Source organism: Arthrobacter sp. alpha11c (assembly GCF_054149985.1).
This window is the reverse complement of sequence record NZ_CP196747.1, coordinates 480,579-504,691: the sequence shown is the minus strand read 5'-3', so window position 1 is coordinate 504,691 and position 24,113 is coordinate 480,579. Positions and strand designations below refer to the sequence as shown.

The 24,113-nt window shown below is 61.3% G+C and carries 24 protein-coding genes, 2 tRNA genes and 1 riboswitch; of the genes, 4 read left to right on the top strand and 22 right to left on the bottom strand.

Annotated elements, in window-relative coordinates; genetic code table 11:
- Positions 1-4 precede the first annotated feature (4 nt).
- Positions 5-1,012, bottom strand: a complete 1,008-nt coding sequence (locus ACTAQJ_RS02345) for an AAA family ATPase (protein ID WP_498700440.1) — start codon at positions 1,010-1,012, stop codon at positions 5-7.
- Between the two features lie 105 nt (positions 1,013-1,117).
- Between ACTAQJ_RS02345 and ACTAQJ_RS02340 the strand changes: the two genes are divergently transcribed.
- The gene (locus ACTAQJ_RS02340; RefSeq protein ID WP_431115441.1) at positions 1,118-1,321 is read left to right on the top strand and encodes a hypothetical protein; all 204 of its coding nucleotides are present in this window, start codon (positions 1,118-1,120) and stop codon (positions 1,319-1,321) included.
- Here ACTAQJ_RS02340 and ACTAQJ_RS02335 read toward each other — a convergent pair.
- From ACTAQJ_RS02335 to ACTAQJ_RS02315, 5 genes are all read right to left on the bottom strand, one after another.
- Positions 1,318-2,136 carry a carbohydrate ABC transporter permease gene (locus ACTAQJ_RS02335; protein ID WP_498700435.1) on the bottom strand — a complete coding sequence of 273 codons (819 nt, stop codon included), beginning with the start codon at positions 2,134-2,136 and terminating at the stop codon, positions 1,318-1,320. The two genes, ACTAQJ_RS02340 and ACTAQJ_RS02335, sit on opposite strands and share 4 nt — an antisense overlap.
- The gene (locus tag ACTAQJ_RS02330; RefSeq protein ID WP_498700433.1) at positions 2,133-3,002 is read right to left on the bottom strand and encodes a carbohydrate ABC transporter permease; all 870 of its coding nucleotides are present in this window, start codon (positions 3,000-3,002) and stop codon (positions 2,133-2,135) included. Before ACTAQJ_RS02330 ends, ACTAQJ_RS02335 begins: the two co-directional genes overlap by 4 nt.
- Before the next feature lie 38 nt (positions 3,003-3,040).
- Positions 3,041-4,396 (bottom strand): extracellular solute-binding protein, encoded by a 1,356-nt coding sequence (locus tag ACTAQJ_RS02325; protein ID WP_498700432.1) that lies wholly within the window; start codon positions 4,394-4,396, stop codon positions 3,041-3,043.
- 33 nt (positions 4,397-4,429) lie between these two features.
- Positions 4,430-5,629, bottom strand: a complete 1,200-nt coding sequence (locus ACTAQJ_RS02320; protein ID WP_431115445.1) for an ROK family transcriptional regulator — start codon at positions 5,627-5,629, stop codon at positions 4,430-4,432.
- 208 nt (positions 5,630-5,837) lie between these two features.
- On the bottom strand, positions 5,838-6,968 hold the full coding sequence (locus ACTAQJ_RS02315) for a class I SAM-dependent methyltransferase (protein WP_498700430.1): 1,131 nt from the start codon (positions 6,966-6,968) through the stop codon (positions 5,838-5,840).
- Positions 6,969-7,234: 266 nt separating this feature from the next.
- On the opposite strand from ACTAQJ_RS02315, the gene ACTAQJ_RS02310 reads away from it, so the two are divergent.
- The gene (locus tag ACTAQJ_RS02310) at positions 7,235-7,612 is read left to right on the top strand and encodes a cupin domain-containing protein (protein ID WP_498700426.1); all 378 of its coding nucleotides are present in this window, start codon (positions 7,235-7,237) and stop codon (positions 7,610-7,612) included.
- Positions 7,613-7,698: 86 nt separating this feature from the next.
- On the opposite strand, the gene ACTAQJ_RS02305 is transcribed toward ACTAQJ_RS02310, so the two are convergent.
- Positions 7,699-7,771 (bottom strand) — tRNA-Ala (locus ACTAQJ_RS02305).
- Between the two features lie 390 nt (positions 7,772-8,161).
- Between ACTAQJ_RS02305 and ACTAQJ_RS02300 the strand changes: the two genes are divergently transcribed.
- On the top strand, positions 8,162-8,773 hold the full coding sequence (locus tag ACTAQJ_RS02300) for a ScbR family autoregulator-binding transcription factor (protein ID WP_498700423.1): 612 nt from the start codon (positions 8,162-8,164) through the stop codon (positions 8,771-8,773).
- A 62-nt stretch (positions 8,774-8,835) separates the two neighbouring features.
- On the opposite strand, the gene ACTAQJ_RS02295 is transcribed toward ACTAQJ_RS02300, so the two are convergent.
- The 13 genes from ACTAQJ_RS02295 to ACTAQJ_RS02235 form a co-directional block, all read right to left on the bottom strand.
- Positions 8,836-8,908 (bottom strand) — tRNA-Ala (locus ACTAQJ_RS02295).
- A gap of 136 nt (positions 8,909-9,044) precedes the next feature.
- The gene (gene rsfS, locus ACTAQJ_RS02290; RefSeq protein WP_216925495.1) at positions 9,045-9,449 is read right to left on the bottom strand and encodes a ribosome silencing factor; all 405 of its coding nucleotides are present in this window, start codon (positions 9,447-9,449) and stop codon (positions 9,045-9,047) included.
- Positions 9,450-9,506: 57 nt separating this feature from the next.
- Positions 9,507-10,565, bottom strand: coding sequence for a hypothetical protein (locus tag ACTAQJ_RS02285; protein WP_498700420.1), 1,059 nt, complete (start codon positions 10,563-10,565; stop codon positions 9,507-9,509).
- Between the two features lie 110 nt (positions 10,566-10,675).
- Complete coding sequence (nadD, locus tag ACTAQJ_RS02280) at positions 10,676-11,311, bottom strand: nicotinate-nucleotide adenylyltransferase (protein WP_498700419.1); 636 nt, start codon at positions 11,309-11,311, stop codon at positions 10,676-10,678.
- A gap of 55 nt (positions 11,312-11,366) precedes the next feature.
- The gene (locus tag ACTAQJ_RS02275; protein ID WP_224090660.1) at positions 11,367-11,606 is read right to left on the bottom strand and encodes a hypothetical protein; all 240 of its coding nucleotides are present in this window, start codon (positions 11,604-11,606) and stop codon (positions 11,367-11,369) included.
- An 82-nt stretch (positions 11,607-11,688) separates the two neighbouring features.
- On the bottom strand, positions 11,689-13,053 hold the full coding sequence (locus tag ACTAQJ_RS02270) for a glutamate-5-semialdehyde dehydrogenase (protein WP_498700417.1): 1,365 nt from the start codon (positions 13,051-13,053) through the stop codon (positions 11,689-11,691).
- Entirely contained in the window at positions 13,050-14,228 is a 1,179-nt protein-coding gene (proB, locus tag ACTAQJ_RS02265) for a glutamate 5-kinase (RefSeq protein ID WP_498700415.1), read from the bottom strand. Before proB ends, ACTAQJ_RS02270 begins: the two co-directional genes overlap by 4 nt.
- Positions 14,218-15,804, bottom strand: coding sequence for a GTPase ObgE (gene obgE / locus ACTAQJ_RS02260; protein ID WP_498700413.1), 1,587 nt, complete (start codon positions 15,802-15,804; stop codon positions 14,218-14,220). The genes proB and obgE overlap by 11 nt, the downstream gene beginning before the upstream one ends.
- 133 nt (positions 15,805-15,937) lie before the next feature.
- The gene (gene rpmA, locus ACTAQJ_RS02255; RefSeq protein WP_021470683.1) at positions 15,938-16,201 is read right to left on the bottom strand and encodes a 50S ribosomal protein L27; all 264 of its coding nucleotides are present in this window, start codon (positions 16,199-16,201) and stop codon (positions 15,938-15,940) included.
- A 59-nt stretch (positions 16,202-16,260) separates the two neighbouring features.
- A complete protein-coding gene (rplU, locus tag ACTAQJ_RS02250) occupies positions 16,261-16,569 on the bottom strand; it encodes a 50S ribosomal protein L21 (protein ID WP_216925647.1) in 309 nt (102 codons plus the stop codon).
- A 378-nt stretch (positions 16,570-16,947) separates the two neighbouring features.
- Entirely contained in the window at positions 16,948-18,498 is a 1,551-nt protein-coding gene (locus ACTAQJ_RS02245; RefSeq protein WP_498700411.1) for a bifunctional hydroxymethylpyrimidine kinase/phosphomethylpyrimidine kinase, read from the bottom strand.
- Positions 18,490-18,588, bottom strand: a riboswitch (TPP riboswitch). It overlaps the preceding gene by 9 nt.
- A gap of 176 nt (positions 18,589-18,764) precedes the next feature.
- Positions 18,765-21,947: an Rne/Rng family ribonuclease gene (locus tag ACTAQJ_RS02240; RefSeq protein ID WP_498700409.1), complete on the bottom strand. Its 3,183-nt coding sequence runs from the start codon at positions 21,945-21,947 to the stop codon at positions 18,765-18,767.
- Positions 21,948-22,003: 56 nt separating this feature from the next.
- A complete protein-coding gene (locus tag ACTAQJ_RS02235) occupies positions 22,004-22,198 on the bottom strand; it encodes a hypothetical protein (protein WP_498700408.1) in 195 nt (64 codons plus the stop codon).
- A gap of 228 nt (positions 22,199-22,426) precedes the next feature.
- On the opposite strand from ACTAQJ_RS02235, the gene ACTAQJ_RS02230 reads away from it, so the two are divergent.
- Positions 22,427-23,122, top strand: coding sequence for a vitamin K epoxide reductase family protein (locus ACTAQJ_RS02230; protein WP_498700406.1), 696 nt, complete (start codon positions 22,427-22,429; stop codon positions 23,120-23,122).
- A 77-nt stretch (positions 23,123-23,199) separates the two neighbouring features.
- Here the strand turns inward: ACTAQJ_RS02230 and ndk are convergent, their stop codons facing one another.
- Together ndk and ACTAQJ_RS02220 are read right to left on the bottom strand one after the other, a co-directional pair.
- The gene (ndk, locus tag ACTAQJ_RS02225; RefSeq protein ID WP_216925485.1) at positions 23,200-23,619 is read right to left on the bottom strand and encodes a nucleoside-diphosphate kinase; all 420 of its coding nucleotides are present in this window, start codon (positions 23,617-23,619) and stop codon (positions 23,200-23,202) included.
- 41 nt (positions 23,620-23,660) lie between these two features.
- A complete protein-coding gene (locus ACTAQJ_RS02220) occupies positions 23,661-24,113 on the bottom strand; it encodes a DUF4233 domain-containing protein (protein ID WP_431115459.1) in 453 nt (150 codons plus the stop codon).

Genomic DNA, 24,113 nt, shown 5'->3' with positions numbered 1-24,113 from the left:
TCCGCTACGGCGTCTGCACGGACGCGAGCACTGCATCAATGATGGTTTCCACGGGGATCCCTTCAACCACGGCATCGAACCCGAGCACTATTCTGTGGCGCAGGATCCTATGGGCCAGTTTCTTGACGTCCTCCGGAATGACGTGATCCCGCCCGCTCAGGAGTGCCAACGCCCTCGCCGCCTGGCTGAAGGCAATGCTCGCCCGCGGACTTGCACCGAACTCGATGAGGTTGGCCAAACGGGGCTCCAAGTATTGGGAGGCATGACGGGTCACGTAGGCCAGGCCAACGATGTACCTGATGATGGCAGGATCAACGTAAACCCTCTTGACGAGTTCCTGCACCTGGACAATGGCGTCAAGGGACGCGGCCGCTGGTGGCTTCTGCGCTGCGCTGAACACCCCGGCATCTATCCGCCTGATGACTTCGGCTTCCTCCGCCGGGCTCGGATAGTCCAGGACGTCCTTGAGCATAAAGCGATCCATCTGTGCTTCCGGAAGGCGGTAGGTTCCCTCCTGCTCAATCGGGTTTTGCGTTGCCAGCACCAGGAAAGGCTCCGGCAGAGGATAGGACTCGCCACCAATGGACGTCTGCCGTTCCTGCATCGCCTCCAGCATCGCGCTCTGCGTTTTGGCGCTGGAACGGTTGATCTCATCAAGCAGCACAATGTTCGCGTGAACGGGTCCCAGCTGGGTGACGAACGTGCCTTTGGCCGCATCAAATATCTGAGTGCCCGCGATGTCACTGGGCAACAGGTCCGGAGTGCATTGGATCCGGCGAAAATCCGCACTCACTGATTCCGCAAGAGCTTGCGCCGCTGTGGTCTTGGCCAGACCCGGAACGCTTTCCAAAAGGACATGTCCGCCGGTCAGGAGGCCGATCACCAGCGTCTCCTGCAGCCTGGACTGGCCAACCACTTTGGTCTCAAAGCTTCGGATAATGCTGCCGACGAGCTGCTGGGCACGGGCCAAGTCCGGTGCATCGATTCCGGTCGTGGCGGTGTTCTGAAGCACTCGTGGTCCCCTCGCTGGCGTGATTCACTCTATCCAAGCCTCCCCTGAACAAGCTCGCAATGGGGAGCCCTCCCCATGTGCGCTTCTGAGGTCTATCCTTTTGCCATGCCTCAGCTACCAGCCCGCTATGAGCAGTACCTCAACGACCAAAGCCAGCGCGTCATCGACGCCGTCCGTCCAGTTCTGTTGCAGTCCGCCGCAGACCAAAGGCATGGAGTCCGGATTATCTACAACACAGGCCCCACCGGGCACCAGGCTCATCTGGATGAGTCGATACCCTACGGCGAAATAGTCGAGGACATCGACTAGCCCTTCACCGAGCCGGACAACGCGAAGGAGCTGCCCACGCTCCGGGATACCAGCACGTACAGCAACAGCACCGGCACTGAGTACAGGATGGAAAACGCCGCCAGCTGCCCATAAGCTATGGCGCCATGCTGGCCAAAGAAGCTGAAGATGGACACCGCGGCTGGTTGCTTGGCTGTGGAGAGCAACAGGATGAAGGGGACGAAGAAGTTTCCCCATGCCTGTATGAAAACAAAGATGAATACGACGCCCAGGCCCTGCCTCATAAGAGGCAGCACGATGGTCCGCAGGGCCGCCATGCTTGATGCACCATCCATCCATGCCGCCTCCTCCAGTTCCAAGGGAACGGAGTCCATGAAGTTCTTCATCATCCAGATGGCCATGGGCAGGGTGGTTGTGGCCATGAAGAATATGGTGGCCATCATGGAATCGAGCAACTGGAGCTGGACGAACAATCCATAGACGGGCACCATAATGGCGGTCACGGGCAACGACGTCCCGAAAAGCACCGAGTACATGAACGGCTTGTTGAACCTGGACTGGTAGCGGGACAGCGGATACGCAGCAAGGACTGCTGCCACCAGGTTGACCGCCGCTGTTCCGGCCGAGAGAAGGAAACTGTTGGTCAAGGGCTGGAACAACAATTCCGGCGTGAACACCGCACCAAAATTATCCATCGAAGGCGCCGACGGCACCGCGGTCTGGTAGCCGGCGTGAGGATCGACGGCGGCCAGCAGCAACCACAGCAATGGCGCCACAAAGCAGAAACCGATCACGGCCAAAGCGATATCTGCCGCAAGCCGCGGCCTGGACATCATGGCTTCTGCTCCCTGAGCAGGCGGACATAGACAGCGCCGAAGACCACTCCCAACACAATCAATACCGAAGCAACGGCCGTGCCATAACCAATATCCCCAAATTTGAAGGCCTCCTGGTAGGCCAACACCGGCAAGGTGGTACTGGCATTGGCTGGGCCGCCGGCCGTCATCACCCAAATGAGCGTGAACACGGCCAACGTCTGCAGCGTAATCAGCATCAGGTTGGTGGCGATGCTGCTCCTTATCAGTGGCAACGTGATGAATGCCAGGCGCTGCCAGCCTTGGGCACCATCCATCAAGGCAGCCTCCGAGACATCCTGTGGCACGTCCGCGAGGGCGGCCCTGTACACAAGCATGGAGAACGCCGTTCCCCGCCACGTGTTCGCCAGGATAATCGCGACAAGTGGGAACGTGTACAGCCAGTCCGGCCCCTGCCCGCCAAAGAAGGCCAGCATCTGATTCAGTGTGCCCTCACGGTTGAAGTACGCATAGGCCGCGAAGGCAGCCACGATCTCCGGGAGTACCCAGGCCGCTACCACCGCCGTTCCCACCCACGAGGAAACTGCCTTACGTGAGCGCGTCATGAGCAGCGCGATGAGCAGGCCGAGCACGTTCTGGCCGAGCACGGCCGAGGCTGCGACGAAAACAACGGTCAGCCATGCCGCGAGCGGAAACGAGTCATCGCTGAACATCCGGACATAGTTCTCCAGCCCCACCCACTGTGGATCCCGGGCCGCACGGCCTGAAAGAGCGGCATTGGTGAACGACGCATAGAAGGACCAAGCCACCGGGGCAAGCAGGAACAACAGGAGCAGGAGAACGGAAGGAACAACCGGCAGCAGCCGCAGGTAGCGGCGAATCGTCATTTCCCTGCTGTCATTTCTTTGATGTCATCTCATGCCCGTCATCTGTTGAGGACCTTGTCATCGCCAACAACCTTGCGCACCGTGGCGTCATACTCCGCTGCGGCATCTTCAGGGCTTTGCTTTCCAGTGATGACAGACTCGGTGGCTACCTGGACCGCCGTCGAGATCCTCGGGTAATCGGCGGTGGCAGGGCGGTAATGCGTCACCTTCACCAACTCCGACACGTCCTTCACGAACGGATTCGCCGAAAGGTAGCTCGATTCCTTTGCAACATCCGTGCGCACCGCTATTTGGGAGTTGTTAACGTCAAAGGCCAAGGCATTCTTCTTGTTCAGGGCGGTGGTGAGGAACTTGAACGCAAGCTCAGCGTTCTTGCTCTTGGCACCGACTGCAAGTGTCCAACCACCGGACATGCTGACGCCACCGGGTTCCTGTCCGTTCCGCGTGGGGAACATGGCCACACCCATGTCCTGCTCATAGCCTGCCCACTCATAGGGCCCGCCCTTTTGCCAGAACGACGGCGTATACGAGCCTTCCACGGTTGCCGCCAGTTTGCCCTGCGGGAACCACTCGCCAAAGACCTTCTTCCAGACATTGGCGTCGAGAGCTTCAGCCGGGCTCACTGCAAGTTTTTCGTCGTAAAGGGTCTTCAGGAAAGCCAGCGAGTCAGTAAAACCCTGGGAGCCCACCACCCACTTCTTTTCCTTTTCGTCGTACAGCGTGCTGTCAGTCCCATAGAGGAGTTCGTAGAAGCTCTGCATGACGGTGCCCTCGCCCGTACCCTTGCCGGCGTACATATTGAAGGGAATCACGGTTGGGTCCGAGGCTTTGATGGCACGTGCTGTGGACAGGATGTCTTCCCACGTTTTGGGCTGCCACGGAACAGGAATTCCGGCCTTCTGCAGCACTGCCTTGTTGTACCAGATGGCACGCGTGTCAGTGCCGAGAGGCACCGCGTAAATGCCACCGTCGTCGGCCCGGCCTGCAGCTTTGGCCGCTTCATTGAACTGGGACCAGTCGTCCCACTTTTCCAGATAGCTGTCCAGCTTGAGGAGGTAACCGGCGTCGACGTCGGAACGCACCTTGAACGTGTCCTCATAGAAGACATCCGGCGCGGTGTCCGGGGAGCGCTGGGCCAAAGCGAGCTTGGTGCCGTAGTCGTCATCGTTGGCTTGGATCGGTTCGAGGTTGACCGTCACCGAAGAGTTGGCCGCCTCGAATTCCTTTTTGGCGTCCTGCATCACGCCATCCAGTGCCGTGAAGGAGTCCGATTTCTGGTAGACGATCTTCAGTGTCTTGTTCTCGGCAGTTGGCGGCGTCGAGGAACAAGCGGTTGCAGCGAGAAGAGCGGCTACGACGGGAAGGACGGTGGCAAACCTCATTGGGCGGCGCATTTATGCTCCAATCGAGTCAACGTGGCGGAGTAGTTAGCCCTCCAGCAGGAGCCGTTGGGCGCGTGGTGCCAGCGTGTGCTCCAGGACGAGGCAGGCCGCACCAATAGCGCCCACATCCTCACCCACTCCGGAACCCACAACTTCAATACCGTGGATCATGCGGGCCGCACTGTTTTCAGCGATCAGGCCCGGAACACGCTCCAGGAAGTACTTTGACATCCGCCCCCAGAAAGGACCGCCGAAAACAACGCGTTCCACGTCAAGGGTGTTGGTCACCACCGAGACAGCACGGGCCACGAGGGTGGCTGACTTATCAAGGATGGCGATGGCTTTTTCATCGCCGGCATCGGCTTTGTCACACAACAAGGCGTAACGTTCCTGTACCTGCGGGCCATCTGCGTCCTCGCCGTGGCTGTCCAGCACACCGGCCGCCTCGGCCTCAGCCACCAGGACCTGTGGGATACACGAGGACTTCACGCAACCACGGAGCCCGCAGTCACACTGGGGCCCCATCGGATCAACGATGATGTGGCCGATTTCGCCCGCGTTACCGGACGTTCCACGGACCACTTCATCGTTCAGGACAATGCCGCAACCAATACCGGTGCCCATATACATGAAGACGAAACTGCCGGCACCGCTGGCACCGCCGGCCCAGGTTTCGGCCACTGCGGCACTCGTTACGTCCTTATCCACCAGCGTCTCCAGGCCGGTGGCCTCCGTGAGGGCCTCGCGGATACGCACCCGGTTCCATCGGGTCAACAGCGGCGGCTCCACAACGGAACCTTCATCGAGGTCGATCGGGCCCGGGACGGCAACGCCGAGCCCCGCGATCTTGGATGCGTCCACGCCCGATTCCTCAATGAGGACCTTGATCTGCTGGGCGATGCTCGTGATCACCGCCGCCGGGTCACCACCGGGAGTAGCCATCCGCGAATGCCTGACGACATCGCCCAGGAGGTCCAGGACAACGAACGTGATGACTGCAGGGTCAAGGTGGACGCCTACCGCATACATGCCCGATGGGTTCAGCCGCAGGATGGTCCGCGGCTTGCCTGGGCCAGTACCCTCTTTGCCTGCTTCCACAATCAAGTGCTGGTCTAGCAGGCGGCGGGAAATATTGGAGATGGTCTGGGGGGACAGTCCAACAATCTGTGCCAGTTCAACACGGCTGAGCCCACCCGAGGACCGCCGGATCGCCTCCAGGATGACCGTCAGATTAAAGTCACCCATGCGGGGTAGATTCGTTCCGCGCCTCGGTGTGGGCTGCCGGATCTCAGTCACTGATTCCCCTAGTCGTTTTCGAAAAAACATCATCGTACTTCGTCTTTGTCTGAATCGTACGATACCCATGCTCACACGGGTATGCGCACACGCAGGCAACGGTGTCAGGGCTTGGTAACGATGACACTAAATTCCCGCCTGGAAGCGCGGGACCGGCTCATCCACGACGACTCCGCGTCACCGTGAACTTCGGGTTCCGGCCCTCCTCCACGGTGGGACCTATAAGCCGCTCAAGGGAGGGACGGTATTGCAGGTGGCTGTTGTACACAGTCCACAGCTCGCCGCCGGGCGCGAGAACGCGGGCGGCCGCTTCGAACATCTTCAGGGCAGCGCCGGCATGCACGCTGGCTCCAAGATGGAAAGGTGGATTCAACAGGACAAGATCCGCACTGCCTGCATCAAACGTTGACAGGGCGTCGTCGTGGATCACGGAAATCCGGTCTTCCAGTCCATTGGCAGCCGCCGTGGCCATAGCTGATGCCACAGCCGCCGCCGACTGATCAGTTGCCATCAGGCTCGCCCCTGGCTGGTGCCGTGCAAACATCGTGGCAAGAATGCCGGTCCCACACCCCAGATCCACAACCCGTCGCGCTTCCGGCATCCGGTCCAGGAAGGTCAGGAGGTAACGGGTTCCTATGTCAAGGCGTGCACCGGAAAATGCAGCACCATGAGCACAAACCGTGATCCCCAATTCCGGCAGCTGCTCCACAACAGGGTAGGGAGGCTCACTGGAAACCGTTTTGGGATTGCTGGCCACCAACACCCTGGACTTCTGCCGGGCAAGCTGCGGTTGGACAGATGAGAAATAACGGTCCAGCACTTTGTTCATACCCAGGGACATGTGCTTGACGCGACCCCCTGCGAGCAGGACCGCATCCGGCGCTGCATAGCGGGCAACGGCGTCGGCGTTTTCCTCCAGCTCCGCCAGCGATTTTGGCACTTGCATGAGCACCAGATTGGCGCCCTCCAATAGTTCAGCCCCCAATTCGTGGGAACTGAACTGTCCCTGCAGGCCAGCTGCTTCCGCGTTGCGCTGAAGCGCAAGCCTGCCGGTGTAGAGATCTTGGTTAACGCGGACGTGCCCGACGCCGCTCCCCGCCAAAGCGCCCAGCGTCAGGGCACCATACCGGTCGCCGATAACAACAGCTTTGGTTTCCGGATGGATATGCTCCGAGGCCACTTGCAGCAACAGCCTGTCTGTGGCGTCATATGCCTGAAGGTTGTCCGCCTCGACATCGGGGAACCTGCGCAGCCTGCCGAACAACGGCTCCAGTTCCTGTGCGGCCACGATCGCGTTCTCGCTTTCCTTGAGGGTTTTCTTGCGCTGTTAGTTTTCCAGGGGCGGCTGATGCAGACTACGTAAGAATTCGTTCGCTTTAGTGTCTCGACTTCATGCTGCCTTCGGAGGAATGTGGATGATGCAACATGCCAAGCACCTGTTGCCGTATCGGATGGCGAACCCATACCCTGACGGCAGCAGGCACCGGTCCCGCCCCGCCCACGAGCCAGGCCCCGGGACCGCACTTAACCGGCTCCCTCCCTGAGAGCAAACCAATGAGTGTCAATGTTGTCACGCAACTCCAAGTGAAGTCACTTAACTCCCCCGACGAAACGCGCAGTCCGGACAAGACAACGGTTGAGATCGTTACTGTCGGAGACTACACAATCGGCCGGACCACCTTTGAACCCGGCTGGACGTGGGACGACTGCATCAAACCAGTAGTGGGAACAGACTCCTGCCAATTGAGCCATGTAGGCTTCTGCGTTTCCGGCGCCCTTGAGGTGGAAACCAACGACGGTGGACAAATCAGCATTTCCGGCGGCGATTCCTACACGATCCCACCGGGACACCACGCCCGGGTAGTAGGCGATCAGCCCTTCCAAGGCATCGAATTCCTCAGTGCAGCCGAGTTCGCCGTCCGCCCGGAATAGGAATCCGGCCCGCTAACCCACGAATCCCGCAAAGGAACCAGAAAGCAAAAGACCCCGCTCACCCGAGCGGGGTCTTTTATCCGAAGTGGAGCTGAGGGGACTCGAACCCCTGACCCCCTGCATGCCATGCAGGTGCGCTACCAGCTGCGCCACAGCCCCGGATCTCGTTGATTTCTGCAGGAAGATTTCCCTTCCCGCCGAAGCAACTCGTCAATACTAACCACAATCCCCCGAGAAGCGAAATCACGGGAGCGTGATGCCCATCACGGGGAACAGCGGGCATTTCTGCCCTGCTGAACCCGCAACCCCGCAGCCGGGGTGCGCTGGATCGCTCCACCGCACCTCCCCCCAAACGGCTGCACGGGAGTCCCATCAGGCCCAAGCCGGCGCGACTCCTCTTGAAGTCTAGAATCACGGGAAGAATAAACCAAACCGTCCAGTCGGTTTTACGGCCTTAAATTTATGCACGATGGTAGCGTTGTGGGGTCCGGCGGCGCGTTTCTGCTGGCCGTCCCACAACGGAACAAGTGAGAGGCTCCCCCACCGCCCATGCAGCAACGTGCGAAAGACACCCGCCTTTCCGTTATTGAAGGCGCCGCCCATGTCTTCGCAGAAGTTGGGTACGGCAATGCAAGCCTGAGCGACATCACCAAGCGTGCCGGAGTCACCAAGGGAGCACTTTACTTCCACTTCACGTCCAAGCAGGAGCTCGCCCTGGCCGTCATCCAGGAGCAGCACGCGCTGGTCCTCGCGGCGGGTGCGGCCATTGTGGCCTCAAGCGTGCCTGCCCTGGAGAAGATCATTGCGCTCTGCAGGATGTTTGGCCGGCAATTACTGGAAGAAGCGATTGTCCAGGGCGGGATCCGCCTGACGTTTGAAGCATCCGCATTTGATGCCGATATCTCGGGCCCCTACCAGGACTGGATTGACACCGTGGAGAATCTGCTCCGCCAAGCCCAAACCGAGGGTGCAGTCCGGACCACGCTGGATCCCACCGCCTTTGCCCGCTACCTGGTTGCTTCCTTCACCGGAGTCCAGATGGTTTCCAACGTCCTCACTGCCCGCACGGACGTACTTCGCCGCATTGACGAGATGTGGGAATTCATGCTGCCGGCCATCGAAGCGGGCGCTGACAGCCAGCAGCCGGGACCCGGCAACTAGTCGAAACAACACAAAAAAGGTTCTGCCCTTCTTCATCACGAAGAAGGGCAGAACCTCAAGAGTGGAGCTGAGGGGACTCGAACCCCTGACCCCCTGCATGCCATGCAGGTGCGCTACCAGCTGCGCCACAGCCCCATATTCTTGCTGCTTCACGATCAACTCTTCAGTCATCCGCGCAACTTCTCAGCCATCCGCGCCGAAGCAACTCAAATATCTTAGAACAGCGTTTCCGAAAATTCCAAATCGGGCATATTCGGATGCCGGCCCATGTTTAGAGCTCTGATTCCCCTGCTGGCGCGGCCTTTGCCGAGGCGTCATCCCCCAGTTCAAGGTCAACTACGGGGCAATCCTTCCAAAGGCGCTCCAGGGCGTAGAAAACACGGTCCTCGGCGTGCTGGACGTGGATGACGATGTCCGCGTAGTCCAAGAGCACCCAGCGGCCTTCGGAACGGCCTTCCCGACGAACCGGGCGAAGGTCCTGCTTCATCAGTTCTTCCTCGATGCCATCAACGATTGCGTTGACCTGGCGTTCTGTGGGCGCAGAGGCAATCAGGAAGACGTCAGTCAGGGCGAGGCGTTCGCTGACATCGAGGGCAACGATGTCTTCTGCCAGTTTGTCGGCCGCAGCACGCGCGGCGTGGCGGGCGAGGGTGATGGATTGTTCATGTGCAGACACGGGACTCCTTGTTGTGGCCGATGGCCTGTAAATGGCGTTAGCCGGGTTCTAGCGAAATTAACCGCTGGTGATCATGATGATGCCGACGATGAGCGCGACAACACCCAACGCCAGGACGCCGAGCTGCAGCAGCCTGTTGCGCTGGGCCCGGGCCAAGCCGGCCGTGTTGGCGTCCAAAGGGTCAAGCCCGTAGGCCGCGCTGGCAGCAATCGGCGGACGCTGCGCTTCTTCAAGCTGTTCGTCGACGGCGACAGGGCGCTTCCGCGCGTTCCTTGCCACAGCCTCGGCACGGGCGAGAACACCCGAACGGCCACGTGTGCCCTTTCCGCCTGCCGGGGCGTTGCCGGTACCAAGGGTTGGACCCGGCGACGTCACGAGAGGCACGAATGTGGTGCTGGGGCGCTTCATGACCGGGCGTTCAATGCCGGGAACCTTGACGAACTCCAAGGGCGTGACCATGGCAAGGTTGTTGGCAGTGGAGGGGCCCACCGAGGCCGCTGCTGCAGGGACCTTGGCTTCGGCTTGGTTCTGTTCGGCGAGCTTCTGCTTGGCCGCTGCTCGCTTGTTCAGCACCGCAGCGCGCTCGGCAAGGGCAATCTGCTGGGCGAGGACTTCAGGATCGACAGCCAGTGGATCTTGCTCGGCAATGTGCTCAAGCTTGGCGGTTTGATTCTGGACCTGGGCAGCGATCAGTTCACGTACCGCGAGTGCCTGCTCCACAGACATTTCAGATTCTGCGGTACCAGCGCTGGCTGCCGAATCGTCGTCGGAACCCTTGGCGCCCGCATCCGGCGCAGCCTTGGCATCCACGGGTTTAGCGGCTGGCTGGTCGGCTGGCTTGTCGGCTGGTTTGCCGCCAGGCATGGGGACGATGGGGTTGGCAGAGGTGGCTACTTCCGCCTGGAGTTGCTGCAGGCGAAGCTGGCGACGTGTTGGTGGTCCACCGCCGGAGAGCTGCTCTTCCTTGTCTGCTAGCTCTTTGATGGTACGCAGCGCCGCGCGATCGCGGGCGCGGATCTGGGAGGACCGCTCCTGCGCGGCGGCACCGACTGCGTCTACAGGCGCATCCGCAGCACGACGATTACGACCAGTTACAGCATTCTCCGCTGCGTCCACTACCTGGGGTGGTGTAGCTTTCGGCCTGCGGCTCCTGGTTCTCTTCGCGGGCGCGGCGAAGCTCACGCCTGCTGCGGATGGGTCGCTGTTCCTGGCTGCTCATTCAAAACTCATTCAGTACGTGCTTGGTCGTCTGATCCGGATAGTGCGGGGGCCAGCTCCCCTGCCCCCGGCTGCGCGGTTCCAGAGTGCGCGGCGTACAGACCATACTTGGCGATGTACTGCACCACGCCATCGGGCACGAGGTACCAGACGGGGTTCCCGGCACCTACGCGTGTTCGGCAATCCGTTGAAGAAATCGCCATAGCTGGAACTTCCAGGAGGCTGACGTCTTCCCTGCCCATGCCGTCCAGTTCGTGGCCAGGGCGCGTTACACCAACGAAGTGCGCCAAAGACCAGAGTTCGTCAACGTCCTTCCAGGACAGAATCTGGGCCAAGGCGTCAGCGCCAGTGATGAAGAACAGATCAGCGTCGGGTCGCTGGGCCCTCAGATCGCGCAGGGTGTCGATGGTGTAAGTGGGTCCGGGGCGGTCAACATCAACCCGGCTCACCGTGAACCTCGGGTTTGACGCCGTGGCGATCACGGTCATCAAATAGCGATGCTCGGGTTTGCTGACCTGCTTGCTGGACTTCTGCCAAGGTTGGCCAGTAGGCACGAAAACGACTTCGTCGAGATCGAACTTGGCGGCAACCTCACTTGCAGCCACAAGGTGGCCGTGATGGATGGGATCAAAAGTTCCACCCATCACGCCCAGCCGGAGCCTGCGCTCCGACTCCCCGCGCGGAGTTGCGGCGATAATGTTAGTGGCCCTGCTTGTGGGTGTGCTTGTTCGGGTGCTGGCGGTGCGGATCCGAGTGCTCTTCTACAGCCTCGTGACGGTTGCCGAGGTTGGTGTACGAGAGAGCAACGAACATCAAAACCAGCAGGAGAGCAAACATGCTGACTCCGAAGACCCACGGCTCGGCCCAGAGCGGGGCGGGCGCTTCGTGGCCGCCTTCTGTTTGGGCTGCTATGGACGTGGCGATCTGCTGAAACAGCATCTTCTCCCCTAGTTGGTTCTCAAGGATTTTCGACGGCGGGACTCCCCGCCGTTCCGGACTTCTGTTCTATGTTACCGCGTAGCTACCCGCGGATCTGGCCTTCGCCTTGGACGATCCACTTGGTTGTGGTGAGTTCCGTGAGGCCCATGGGCCCGCGGGCATGCAGCTTTTGGGTGGAAATGCCCACTTCTGCTCCGAGCCCGAGCTCGCCGCCGTCGGTGAATCGCGTGGAAGCGTTGACGATGACGGCGGCCGAGTCGATTTCAGCGATGAATCTTTCGGCGTTGGCCAGGTTGTTCGTCAGGATCGCTTCGGTGTGTCCGGTGGTCCACCTCCGGATGTGATTAACGGCATCATCAAGGTTGTCCACCATGGCCACAGCGAGGTCCAGGTCCATGTACTCGGTGGCCCAATCGTCGTCGTCGGCCGGAACGGTTTCAACGTCCTTGCCCAAGGCGGCGGCAATCCGCTCATCCACGTGGAGCCTGACTCCGGCAGAGCGAAGTGCGGCGGCAACGGCAGGCAGCACGGTGGAGCCCGAGTGGACGAGGAGGGTCTCGACGGTGTTGCAAACGCTTGGACGTTGGGTCTTGGCATTCAAGAGAATGTCAACGGCCATCTCTTCGTTTGCTGATTCGTCGATGAAGATATGCACGTTGCCTTCACCTGTTTCAATTACAGGCACGGCAGAGTTGGTCACGACAGTCTGGATAAGGTCCCGTCCACCGCGGGGAATCAGGACGTCAACGCGGCCACGGGCACGCATGAGAACGTTGGCGCCCTCACGGCCGTACTGGTCCACGGTCTGAACAGCATCGGCAGGCAGGCCTACCGAATCCAGAGCTTCCCGAAGAATCTGCACCAAGGCCTCGTTGGTGTTCGCAGCTGCCGATCCGCCACGCAGGATGACGGCGTTACCGCTCTTGAGCGCCAGACCGGCAATATCCACCGTGACATTGGGGCGGGCTTCATAAATAGCGGCAACAACGCCCATGGGGACATTGACCTGGCGCAAGCGCAAGCCGTTGGGAAGGGTCTGGCCTCGGACTACGTTACCCACGGGATCCGGCAGGCCAGCAAGGTTCTCCAAAGCCGCAACCAAGCCATCAATGCGGGCAGGTGTCAGTGTCAGCCTGTCCAGGAGTGCGGCAGACGTACCATTGGCACGGCCTGCGGCGACGTCCTTCGCGTTTGCTTCCAGCACGTGCTTCCGGCGCTCCTGAAGAGCGGTCCCGATGGCACGCAGGGCGCGATCCTTCCAGGCCCGGTTGGCCTGTCCCATGCGTCGGGCAGCCTTGCGGGAACGGTCTGCAATCGCGTGTACCGCGGTTTGGACGTCTTCCGGTGACAACGGAACGCCGCCTGCCACAGGGCTCTCCGGCGTCTGGCCGGCGGCACCGGAAACGTCGGAAATCACAGGGGCGTCAGGGGTCAGCGCTTCAGTCATGTTCCAAGTTTAGATGAGCGGACGGCCCGAAGGAGTACGAGGTCGTCAACATGAACAACTTCGCGGTCGTAACCCCTGCCCATCGCCTGCCCAAGCTCCTGTGTGGTGCGGCCAAGCATGCGGGGAAGCTCTTCCGAGGAATAGTTCACCAGGCCACGCGCCACAACGGTCCCGTCCGAGGCCACCATTTCCACAGGGTCACCGGCTTCAAAATCACCGCTGATGTCCGAAATGCCCGCAGGAAGGAGCGACCTGTGCCGGTCGCGCACGGCTTTCACCGCGCCGTCGTCGAGCATCAAGCGCCCGTGAACCGTTGCCAGATGCGCCAACCACAACAGGCGCACGGGCTTGCGATTGCCATTCACGGCGAACCACGTTCCCACGTCCTCCCCCGCAAGGGCTGCTGCGGCGTTCGCCGTGGACGTCACCAAGGCGTGGATGCCCGAGCCCGCTGCAATGGACGCTGCCTCCACCTTGGTCATCATGCCACCGGTGCCCACACCTGCTTTGCCCGCCTTGCCAATGGTCACGTCTTCGAGGTCCTGCGGACCGCGAACCAAAGCGATCCGCTTGGCGCCATGGGAGGGCGGACCGTCGTAGAGGGCATCGACGTCGGAGAGCAACACGAGCGCGTCGGCACGGACCAGGTGGGCCACCAAAGCCGCGAGGCGGTCGTTGTCGCCAAAGCGGATCTCGTGGGTTGCGACGGTGTCGTTCTCATTGACGACGGGAACGACGCCAAGATTCAGCAAGCGATCCAGGGCCCGGAACGCGTTGGTGTGCTGCGTCCTGCGCATGAGGTCGTCAGCCGTCAGCAGGACCTGGCTGACCGTGACCCCATGCGCGCTGAAAGCTTGCGTATAGCGCGCCATCAGCAGGCCCTGCCCCACGCTGGCCGCAGCTTGCTGCGTCGCAAGATCTTTCGGGCGCTTGGCCAGCCCCAGCGGAGCAAGGCCAGCCGCAATAGCACCCGAAGAAACGAGGATGATTTCAGTGCCTGCGTTTCGCTTGTCCGCCAGCGCATTAACCAGCGAGGTCAGCGATTTCTCGGAGATGCCACCCTTGATACTGGTCAGCGACGACGAGCCAACTTTGACCACAATCCTCTTGGCAGTGGCCAGGGCCTGGCGCTCAAGAACCTCTTCGTTCGGAATTTCGACGGTCCTAGTCGTCATCACCGGTATCCAGGTTGCCTTCCGTCACAGGCTGGGCACGACGGCGGCTGACGGACTCAGTCCAGATGCCCGCCTTGCGCTCGGCTTCCAGTTCGGCGCGGGCAGCAGCCTTGGCTTCGCGGCGCTCAAGCTGTTCATCGCGCTTCTGTGAACGGGTGGGACGGTCGCCGATGTCAGCAACACGGATGTCGGTACCGCGGGGAGTTGCCAGCAATTCGGCACCGGCCATCATGGTGGGCTCCCAGTCGAAGACCACGCCATCGTCCTCACCGATGACCACGGTATCGCCAGGCTTGGCACCAACCTTGAAGAGCTCAGTTTCGACACCAAGCTTGGCCAGGCGGTCAGCCAGGTAGCCAATGGCTTCCTCGTTGGTGAAGTCGGTCTGCTTGACCCAGCGGACAGGCTTCTCGCCAAGGACGCGGAACAACGGTTCGAGGTTCTTTTCCTCGCGGCGGATCCGGAATCCGCTCTCGTTGACGGCGCGCGGACGAAGGACAGGCGGGGCAACCTTGGGAGGCGCAGTCTCAACGGCATCCCGTGCGGCCTTGACGATCTCCGCCATGGCGAAGCCAAGCTGGCGCAGGCCTTCGTGGCTGGTTGCCGAGACTTCGAAGACCCGGTAGCCGCGTGCTTCGAGTTCCGGACGAACGAACTCAGCCATGTCCTTGCCGTCAGGAAGGTCCACCTTGTTCAGGACAACAAGCTTGGGACGTTCGTTCAAGGGCACAACCTCGCCGTCGACGCCGGCGTAGCTCATGTCAACGGCGTACTTCTCGAGTTCCGCCTCGATGATGGCCAGGTCGGAGAGGGGATCACGGTCCGATTCCAGGGTTCCGCAGTCCAGGACGTGAACCAGGGCCGCGCAGCGCTCGACGTGGCGCAGGAAGTTGTGGCCAAGGCCCTTGCCCTCGCTGGCGCCTTCGATCAGTCCGGGCACATCGGCGATGGTGAAACGGATGTCGCCAGCCTGGACGACGCCAAGGTTGGGAATGAGGGTGGTGAAGGGGTAATCGGCGATCTTGGGCCGGGCAGCTGACATCGCTGCAATGAGGCTGGACTTTCCTGCGGACGGGAATCCGACCAAGGCGATATCGGCGATGGACTTCAGCTCCAGGACGATGTCGCTGGATTCGCCTTCGATGCCAAGCAGCGCAAATCCGGGTGCACGGCGCTTCTGGGAGGAAAGTGAAGCGTTTCCGAGGCCTCCCTGGCCACCTGCAGCCGCAACATACTCCGTGCCCTCGCCAACGAGGTCAGCCAGCACTTCGCCGTCCTTGGTCTTCACCACGGTGCCGTCCGGCACGGGAAGGATCAAGGTTTCGCCGTTCTTGCCGCCGCGCCAATCGCCCATGCCAGGGCCACCGTTGGTGGCGTGGCGGTGGGGGGCGTGGTGATAATCCAGCAGGGTAGTGGTCTGCGCGGACACCCGAAGGATGACGTCTCCACCATTGCCACCATTGCCACCGTCAGGTCCGCCGAGTGGCTTGAACTTTTCCCGCTTGACAGAGACACAGCCGTGGCCGCCGGTTCCGCCGGATACGTGCAGGACTACCCGGTCTACAAAGCTCGCCACGTGAATCTCCTCTTGCTGTTGCCAGCGCTGTTGCATAAATCAGAGCGCCCATAGACGCCCTAATCGATTGTAATGCGGTTAAAGAACGGTGGAGCGGGCCGTTTGGCCCGCTCCACCGGTTCAGAACTTGTTGTTACTCTGCAGCTGCAGCAGCAACGATGTTCACTACGCGACGGCCGCGGCGAGTACCAAACTCAACCGCACCGGCCTCGAGTGCGAACAGGGTGTCGTCGCCACCGCGGCCGACGCCTGCACCGGGGTGGAAGTGGGTTCCACGCTGGCGAACGATGATCTCGCCTGCGGAAACTACCTGGCCACCGAAACGCTTGACGCCGAGGCGCTGTGCGTTGGAGTCACGACCGTTGCGAGTGGAGCTCGCGCCTTTTTTGTGTGCCATGTGAAATGCCTGCCTCTAAATTTCTGGGGAAACTGAAAATCTGAACAGAGTAACGAAAGTTACTTGATGCTCGTGATCTTGATCTTGGTCAGTTCCTGACGGTGACCCTGGCGCTTCTTGTAGCCGGTCTTGTTCTTGAACTTCTGGATGACGATCTTGGGACCGCGGAGGTCCTCAAGGATCTCAGCCGTGACCGTGACCTTGGCCAGGTCCGCGGCAGCGGACGTGACCTTGTCGCCGTCAACCAGGAGCAAGGCGGGCAGCTCAAGCGTGCTGCCGGCTCCACCGGGGACGCGGTTAAGCGTTACGTAGTCTCCAACGGAAACTTTTTCTTGGCGGCCGCCTGCGCGGACAATCGCGTACACCACTTGGGTACTCACTTCTCTCGACGTTTCTTACTAAATTTGCGTGCGGAACCTTGAACCGGAATCAGGCTTGGTTCGCGCTGTGCCTCAACGCCGTGGACTTCAGATCGAAGCCCGCGAGTCATCCCATGAACAATTCCAAGGGGCATAACCCAAGTGTTGGCGTAAGCACCGAAGATCAAGATTACGCTAGTTTGACCTTCAGCTGCAAATGAGGCCGGGTCCGGAGGCTATCGGGTGACTTGCGTCACCAGTTGTAACGGACTCTCCCGGCACCGTGCCCATACAGCCTACAGGATTTGCGCGGGGATACTGCGGTTTGGCCCGCGACGCGCTGGAGCTTTGTGAATTTGTTCCACGCGGCAAGCTCGGAAGCCCTGCTCAGGCGAAGAGCCTGGGGGCATCAAAGAAGGCAGTTTCGTAGCGGCAGGACTGGGCGAAGGCGTCAACCATGGCCTTGTGTTCCTGCACAGAGGCGCCAACTGCCGCAGCATCGGTAAAGTCGATCGCCTTCCGGGTTGCGGCAGCAAACTCTTCATCCGCGTACGTCTTCAACCATGCGGCGTAAGGGTGGTCGCTGGGAGCACCTGCTTGGACATACGCCGCGTGAAGTTGTTGCCCTACCTCCGCGTACAGCCAGTAGCAGGGCAGGATTGCCGCCAGCAAAACGGCGTAACTGCCCGACGCCGACGTCGCCAGCAGATGGTCCACGTACGACCTTGTCACGGGTCCGGTCTCTGTTGAAGCCGGACGCGTGCTCAGCCAGTCCCGGTGGAGCTCGGACTCCACTTCAAGGCAGAGTTGCGATGATTTTGCCCAGAAGAGCTGCTCTTCTTCAGTGGGGGCAAGTGCACCTGCCCGCGCCAAAACCCTCGAGTAGCCGTTCAGGTAGATGGCGTCCTGGGCGAGGTAGTAGTTGAACTGGGGCTCCGGGAGGCGCCCGGACTGCAGGCCCCGAATGAAGCCGAGGCCGTAAATTGCGTCCAATTCCGGTGCAGCTTCGGCCCACAGCCGCGCGGCAAAGTCGCCGGACTTCCCGGCAGGATTCAGCGCTGGCTCCATGTGGTGGAAGTGGTGAACCGGCCCGCTGCCGTTGCCTACCTCGAGCCGGTCGGCCGCCGCGAGGGCCTGCAGCAGCCACGGCTTGACCTCGCGGAGGGACGCCTCCCAGTTGCCCCTGCGGGCTTGGACCGTGGCCAATGCCGAGGAGAGTGAGCACCCCGTTCCATGGCTGTTCCTGGTATCCACTCGGGGCCCAGGCACCTCGATCACGTCCTGCCGCAGCAAGCCACTCGTATTGACCAGCGCATCCGAACAGTCGTTTCCTGCCAAATGGCCGCCCTTCACCAAAACCGTCGTTCCACACTCAGCAGCCAGTCGCTTGCCTTGGTCAAGCGCCGTGGCCCAATCCGGGGCTTCGGGCTCACCCAACAACATCGCCAGTTCGGGAAGGTTTGGGGTGATGAGATCCGCCAACGGCAAGAGGCTGCGCAAAGATGCTTCGGCGCTCTCACGCAGAAGACGGTCGCCACTGGTGGCCACCATCACCGGGTCAAGGACCACGACGGCGGGACGCACCTCTTCGAGCCAGTTACGGACTTCGTCGATGACGGCCGCGTCACCCAACATCCCGATCTTGACCGCATCAATGTCAATATCGCTGCTGATCGCCTCCAGTTGCTGACGCAGGAACTCCACAGGTGGAACATGGACTGCGCTGACGCCCAGGGTGTTCTGGGCCGTCAAAGCCGTGATGGCAGCCATGCCATAGCCGCCGTGCGCTGCGATGCTCTTCAGGTCTGCCTGGATTCCCGCGCCGCCAGAAGGATCCGAGCCGGCAATGCTGAGCACCCGCGGATGTGGGCGGGCCGGGACTGCTCCGATACCAGTGGGGTAGACAGGGTAGACAGCGGAATTCGACGATGAAGCCATAGTGGACATCCCTTCGCCGGTGCTAACCGGACAGGTTCAACGGGTCTGGATCTCAGCCAGGCCCAGTGCCCGGCACCCCGTGTCAGTTTCCAAGCGTAGCCCGGAACCCCGCCGGCCCGGGAACCGGACGGCCGCGGGGAATGGATGTGACCGGCAGCAACAAAAAAGTCCCGCAGCATCCGCCATAAACGGATGCTGCGGGACTGTCTCACTACTTAACGACTGTCACTCTCATTACTTAACGACTGTCACTGCTTTTGCCGTGCCTACAACTCGGAAGCAGGAACTCCCACCCCAAGGATGATGGGCTCGTCCGCTACCTTCTTTTTGGCAGGCTCTGCAGCTGCCGGCGCCTTGGCCTCATGGGCCGATCCACCTGCGGCGGCAGCAGTTACGTCGTGATGTTCCACGCTGGTTTCGTTTGCGGAACCCTGCGCCCTGCTTGCACTGCGGTTCCTTCGGCCGCGACGGCCACGGGAACGCGATGAATGATCGTGCTCATCGGTAGTGACAGCAGAAGCGCTGCCCGGGGAAACGGCGGAAGCAGTCGCAGGTTCGGACACCGAAGTCCTCGCCTCTTCCTCTGCAGCCGGTGCGGCACCGAGGTGCGAAAATGCCTCTGCCAACAGGTCCAGGCTCATGGCCGGCTTACCGGCAGGTGGTTCCTCATGGTGTTCCACAAACGGAAGAGCCACTTCTTCGCCACCAAAACGCAGAACAGGAGTGGAGCGTGCTTCCCGAACCGCAGCCTCATGACTGGCGGCATCACGTGCAGCCGGTACCCCGGCATCGCCGGTTGCAGCTTCAGGGGCGGATTCATCGGTGTGACCCTGCTGGCTTGCTGCGCGGGCCAGCTCCTCCGCACGGTGAACCTCGTCATCGTGCAAGTGGGCGGCATGCGCTGCAGCGGCGATGGTGGCAAGAGCTGCCCTGGTCGCCTCAGCCTTCGCCTGGCGGGCCGGGTCCACGGACTCCGTGGCTGCCGGAGCCGCGGGGGCGGCAGGCGTGCTGTGGACCGTAGGGGCCACTTCGGCCATTGCCGGTCCCCCACCTTTCCCACGGCGACGCTTGCGATCAGTGCGTGCAGCAGGCTGTTGGGGTTCGGCGTGCGGACGGTGGTGCTCGGCGGCCACAACGTTGGCGCGTCGGTGTTCCACGGGCTCATCATGGGTGACGACACCACGCCCGGCACAGTGCTCGCACTGCTCACCAAACACCTCAAGCAGGCCTGTGCCCATGCGCTTGCGCGTCATCTGCACCAGGCCCAGCGACGTCACTTCGGCCACTTGGTGCTTGGTGCGGTCACGGCCCAGGCATTCCACCAAACGGCGGAGCACCAGGTCACGGTTCGATTCGAGGACCATGTCAATGAAGTCGATGACGATGATGCCACCGATATCGCGCAGGCGAAGCTGGCGAACCACTTCCTCAGCCGCCTCAAGGTTGTTCTTGGTGACGGTTTCTTCCAGGTTTCCACCGCTGCCGGTGAACTTACCCGTGTTGACGTCCACCACGGTCATGGCTTCTGTGCGGTCGATGACCAGGGAACCACCAGAGGGAAGGAATACCTTGCGTTCCAGTGCCTTGTGGATCTGTTCGTCGATCCGCCAGGCAGCGAAAATGTCCTGGTCCTTGGTCCACTTCTCAAGGCGGCCCACCAAATCGGGAGCAACGTAGGTGACGTAAGCCTCGATGGTGTCCCAGGCGTCGTCTCCGGAAACGATCAACTTGGAGAAGTCTTCGTTGAAGACATCCCGGACAACCTTGATAGTGAGGTCAGGTTCTCCGTAGAGCAGTTCCGGAGCCAGCACCTTGGTGGAGGACGCCTGCCCCTCGATGCCTTCCCACTGCGCGCGCAGACGGTTGATGTCGTGCGTCAGTTCTTCCTCGGACGCACCTTCAGCGGCTGTGCGTACAATGACGCCGGCGTTCTCCGGCAAGCGGTCCTTGAGGATGCGCTTGAGGCGGTTGCGTTCGACGTCGGGCAGTTTGCGCGAGATACCAGTCATGGAACCGCCCGGCACGTACACAAGGTAGCGGCCCGGCAGGGAAATCTGGCTGGTGAGGCGGGCGCCCTTATGGCCAACGGGGTCCTTGGTAACCTGCACCAGGACGGAATCACCGGACTTCAGGGCATTCTCGATCCGGCGCGGCTGGCCCTCAAGGTTGACTGCGTCCCAATTCACTTCACCGGCATACAACACCGCATTGCGGCCACGTCCGATGTCAACAAAAGCAGCCTCCATGGAAGGCAGAACATTCTGGACCTTGCCCAGGTACACGTTGCCAATGAGGGAGTCCTGCTGGGTCTTGGACACAAAGTGCTCGGCCAATACGCCGTCTTCAAGGACCGCGATCTGGATTCTGTCGTCGCGCTGGCGGACGATCATCTGGCGATCCACGGACTCGCGGCGGGCAAGGAACTCAGCTTCTGTAATCACCTGGCGGCGGCGTCCGGTCTCCCGGGACTCGCGCCGGCGCTGCTTCTTGGCCTCAAGCCTGGTGGAACCCTTAACGCTGGTAACCCGGTTTGACGGGGCCGTCTCAGTGATCGGGCGGGGCGCGCGGACACGGGTCACCGTGTTGGGCGGGTCATCGTCAGAGCCGCCCGTCAGTTCGAGATCCTGGTCACCGCGGCGACGACGCCGACGACGACGCGACGTGACGCCCTCTTCGAGCGCTTCCGCTACCGGAGCATCTTCGTCATCCTCAGTCTCTGCACCGTCTTCGGACTCGGTCTCATCCCGTTCTGTTCCGCGGCGGCCACGGCGGCCGCGGCTCCGGCGACGACGACGGCTGCCGGAATCCTCCAGCTCGTCAGTTGACCCGGTTTCCGGAGTTTCTTCTTCAGCCTCTTCGGCCTTTTCCTCGACGGCCGGACGTGCCACGGTGCTGAGGTCAGGGGCCTGGAAGATCATGGACGTAATGGACACCGGCTCCAGGAACAACGACGTTGAACCGGGGGCGGACTCCTCGGGTGCTTCAGCTTCTTCCTCGGCGGGGACGGCGTCCGGGGTAGCCGGCGCAGGCTGGGACACTGCGTCCGGCGTCGTGATTTCTTCAGTGGTTTCAGCAACGGCTGCAGGCGTCTCAGCGGCCGTTGCCTCAACGTCCTTGGGCTTGGTAGTCCGACGACGGCGGACCGGCTTTTCAGGGGCAGGCTCGGCATCGGTTTCCGGCTGGGACGCTACTCCGGCCTGATCATCAAAACCCGGGAGGGGCTCGGCCGGCACTGTTGTCTTGCGCGCGCGGCTACGGCGCGCCGGCGCCTTGACAGCTGCTTCGGTCGGTTCGGTACCGGTGGCTTCGCCGGCTGCTTCTTCAGTAGCGGCTGTTTCGACCGCTTTGGGCGCAGCCTTGCGCCGTGTCCGGGTGGTCTTTTTGGGCGCTTCCGCAGTTTCCGCGGTAGCTGCCTCGTCATTAACGGCTACAACCTGGTCATTATCCATATGTGGCAACACTCCTGCCCCAGCGACGCCGCCACATCCGGCGCCCAGTGGGGCAATTATTTGTCAAAACCCTCAGGCGTTGACAGAAGTCGGTAGTATTCCTTCCGGTTCGCACCATCATTGGGGTGCGGCAGCCCTGGAAGGCCGGTGGCTTTGCTCTGAAACCCGTTGTTCTGCTGCCACAACCAGGTGCCGTCCATTGTCATGGCGGGCATGCCGAGGATCACGTGATCCAGGCAGGCCCTGCTCATGCTGGCGGTCTTGGGAACAAGTCACCGGACCGGATTCCGAATGTGGATCGGCTTCCGGCCATGTTCATTCTCTCACACCCCTGCACATTCGAAGCGTAGGAGACTGTGTCGCACGGTGGAGAAAGCGCCTGCACAGGCTGGGGACTACGTCCAGCCTCCGGCGTTACAATCCTCACAAGAGCCGTTCCCGGACTGGCCGGGTCATTGTCGAAAAGGATTGCGTCCGCGATGCCAAGCACCGCCAGGGGAAACCTGGCCAATCAAGCCTCCACCCCTGCGGGTGGGAAGTCCACGGAGCCAGGATTGCAGCGCGCGGCCCGGCCTGACTACCTGCCTAAAGCAGTTCAGGACAAGCCATTTGCGTGGCTCCTGCTGATCACCGGCGTCATCGGCTGGCTCGCTTCGGGGGCATTGGTCCTTGAGAAGCTGGAAGTACTCAAGGACCCCAACCACATCACGCTCTGCGATGTGAATCCATGGGTTTCCTGTGGAGCCGTGATGCAGACACCGCAAAGTTCCGTTTTCGGGTTCCCCAACATGTTCATCGGGATCGTCGCCTTTGCGGTGATCATCACCACTGCCATGGGACTCCTGGCCGGGGCCAGGTATTCACGCGGCTACTGGCTGGGCCTGCAGGCAGGCGTAACCCTCGGATTCGCTTTTGTTGTGTGGTTGTGGTCTCAGGCACTGTATGTCATCAACGTGCTCTGCCCGTTCTGCATGGTGGTGTGGGCGGTCATGATCCCCATGTTCGTCTGGGTGACCATCCGCAACATCTCCCATGGAGTCATCAAAGCCCCGCCTGCACTGGCCAAGGTCCTGGGCGACTCCGGATGGATCATTGTGGCACTGCTGTACGTAGCCGTGATCGCCACGATCTTCTTCGCCTTCATCCACGTCTTCGCCGGTACCTCGGGCTACTAAGCCAGATCCGCAAGAAACAGTTAAGGCCAATGTTCATGGCGAACATTGGCCTTAACCGTTATCCCGGCGAGGCGTAGTTAGCCCGCGAACCAGATCTTGATCTCACGCTCGGCGGAGTCAACGGAGTCCGAGCCGTGCACGAGGTTCTGCTGGACTGCCAGGCCCCAGTCGCGGCCGAAGTCGCCCCGGATAGTGCCCGGTGCCGCAGTGGTGGGGTCAGTGGTGCCCGCCAAGGAGCGGAAACCCTCGATCACGCGGTGGCCTTCAAAGACGGCCGCAATGACCGGGCCGCTGAGCATGAATTCCACCAGTGGCTCGTAGAACGGCTTGCCTACGTGTTCTTCGTAGTGCTGCTCCAGCAGCTCGCGGGTCGCGTTGACCTTCTTCAGCTCAGCCAAGGCGTAGCCCTTGGCTTCGATCCGGGCGAGGATGCTTCCGCTAAGGTTGCGGGCGACGCCGTCGGGCTTGATCAGGACAAGGGTCCGTTCAATGCTCACAGTTGCTCCAATGTGATGGGCGGGTGGGTTTCCCAGCCAGTTTACGGGGTTTCCGGACCTGCCTCATCACTGTGCGTTGCATCCCATTCAGCCTGTTCCCGGTCCCGCTGTGCCACTTCACGGTCGATCCTCATCCCCGTCCGGATGCCGTACCACCAGCAGATGGCGAAGAGGACACCGACGATGAACATCATGGGCTCCGCGATCCCTGTCAGGATCAGGAGGAGCTGCAGCCCCCAGCCGAGGCCGATTCCCCAGGGCTTGGACAACACGGCACACGCAAGGACCAGGACTACGCTGAGCGTGATGCCCACGCCCAGGATGATTCCAGGAGCCACTTCGCCACGCTTTAAGCCAAATACCACCAACGTGCCGAAGAAGGCTACGAAGGCTTCAAGCAACAGCACGGTGGATGCGAACATCACCTTGGTGGACCGGCGCTTTTTGGGCATGCCGGGGCGCCATTCACGCTGAGCCTTGGTCAGCTTTGCCAC

Bases quoted from the DNA above. Each gene is read 5' to 3' on its own strand.
- ACTAQJ_RS02340 (WP_431115441.1), top strand. From the start codon at position 1,118: ATGCCTCAGCTACCAGCCCGCTATGAGCAGTACCTCAACGACCAAAGC.
- ACTAQJ_RS02335 (WP_498700435.1), bottom strand. From the start codon at position 2,136: ATGATGTCCAGGCCGCGGCTTGCGGCAGATATCGCTTTGGCCGTGATC.
- ACTAQJ_RS02330 (WP_498700433.1), bottom strand. From the start codon at position 3,002: ATGACGATTCGCCGCTACCTGCGGCTGCTGCCGGTTGTTCCTTCCGTT.
- ACTAQJ_RS02325 (WP_498700432.1), bottom strand. From the start codon at position 4,396: ATGCGCCGCCCAATGAGGTTTGCCACCGTCCTTCCCGTCGTAGCCGCT.
- ACTAQJ_RS02320 (WP_431115445.1), bottom strand. From the start codon at position 5,629: ATGGGTGACTTTAATCTGACGGTCATCCTGGAGGCGATCCGGCGGTCC.
- ACTAQJ_RS02310 (WP_498700426.1), top strand. From the start codon at position 7,235: ATGAGTGTCAATGTTGTCACGCAACTCCAAGTGAAGTCACTTAACTCC.
- ACTAQJ_RS02300 (WP_498700423.1), top strand. From the start codon at position 8,162: ATGCAGCAACGTGCGAAAGACACCCGCCTTTCCGTTATTGAAGGCGCC.
- nadD (WP_498700419.1), bottom strand. From the start codon at position 11,311: ATGGGTGGAACTTTTGATCCCATCCATCACGGCCACCTTGTGGCTGCA.
- ACTAQJ_RS02275 (WP_224090660.1), bottom strand. From the start codon at position 11,606: ATGCTGTTTCAGCAGATCGCCACGTCCATAGCAGCCCAAACAGAAGGC.
- ACTAQJ_RS02270 (WP_498700417.1), bottom strand. From the start codon at position 13,053: ATGACTGAAGCGCTGACCCCTGACGCCCCTGTGATTTCCGACGTTTCC.
- proB (WP_498700415.1), bottom strand. From the start codon at position 14,228: ATGACGACTAGGACCGTCGAAATTCCGAACGAAGAGGTTCTTGAGCGC.
- rpmA (WP_021470683.1), bottom strand. From the start codon at position 16,201: ATGGCACACAAAAAAGGCGCGAGCTCCACTCGCAACGGTCGTGACTCC.
- ACTAQJ_RS02245 (WP_498700411.1), bottom strand. From the start codon at position 18,498: ATGGCTTCATCGTCGAATTCCGCTGTCTACCCTGTCTACCCCACTGGT.
- ACTAQJ_RS02240 (WP_498700409.1), bottom strand. From the start codon at position 21,947: ATGGATAATGACCAGGTTGTAGCCGTTAATGACGAGGCAGCTACCGCG.
- ACTAQJ_RS02235 (WP_498700408.1), bottom strand. From the start codon at position 22,198: ATGAGCAGGGCCTGCCTGGATCACGTGATCCTCGGCATGCCCGCCATG.
- ACTAQJ_RS02230 (WP_498700406.1), top strand. From the start codon at position 22,427: ATGCCAAGCACCGCCAGGGGAAACCTGGCCAATCAAGCCTCCACCCCT.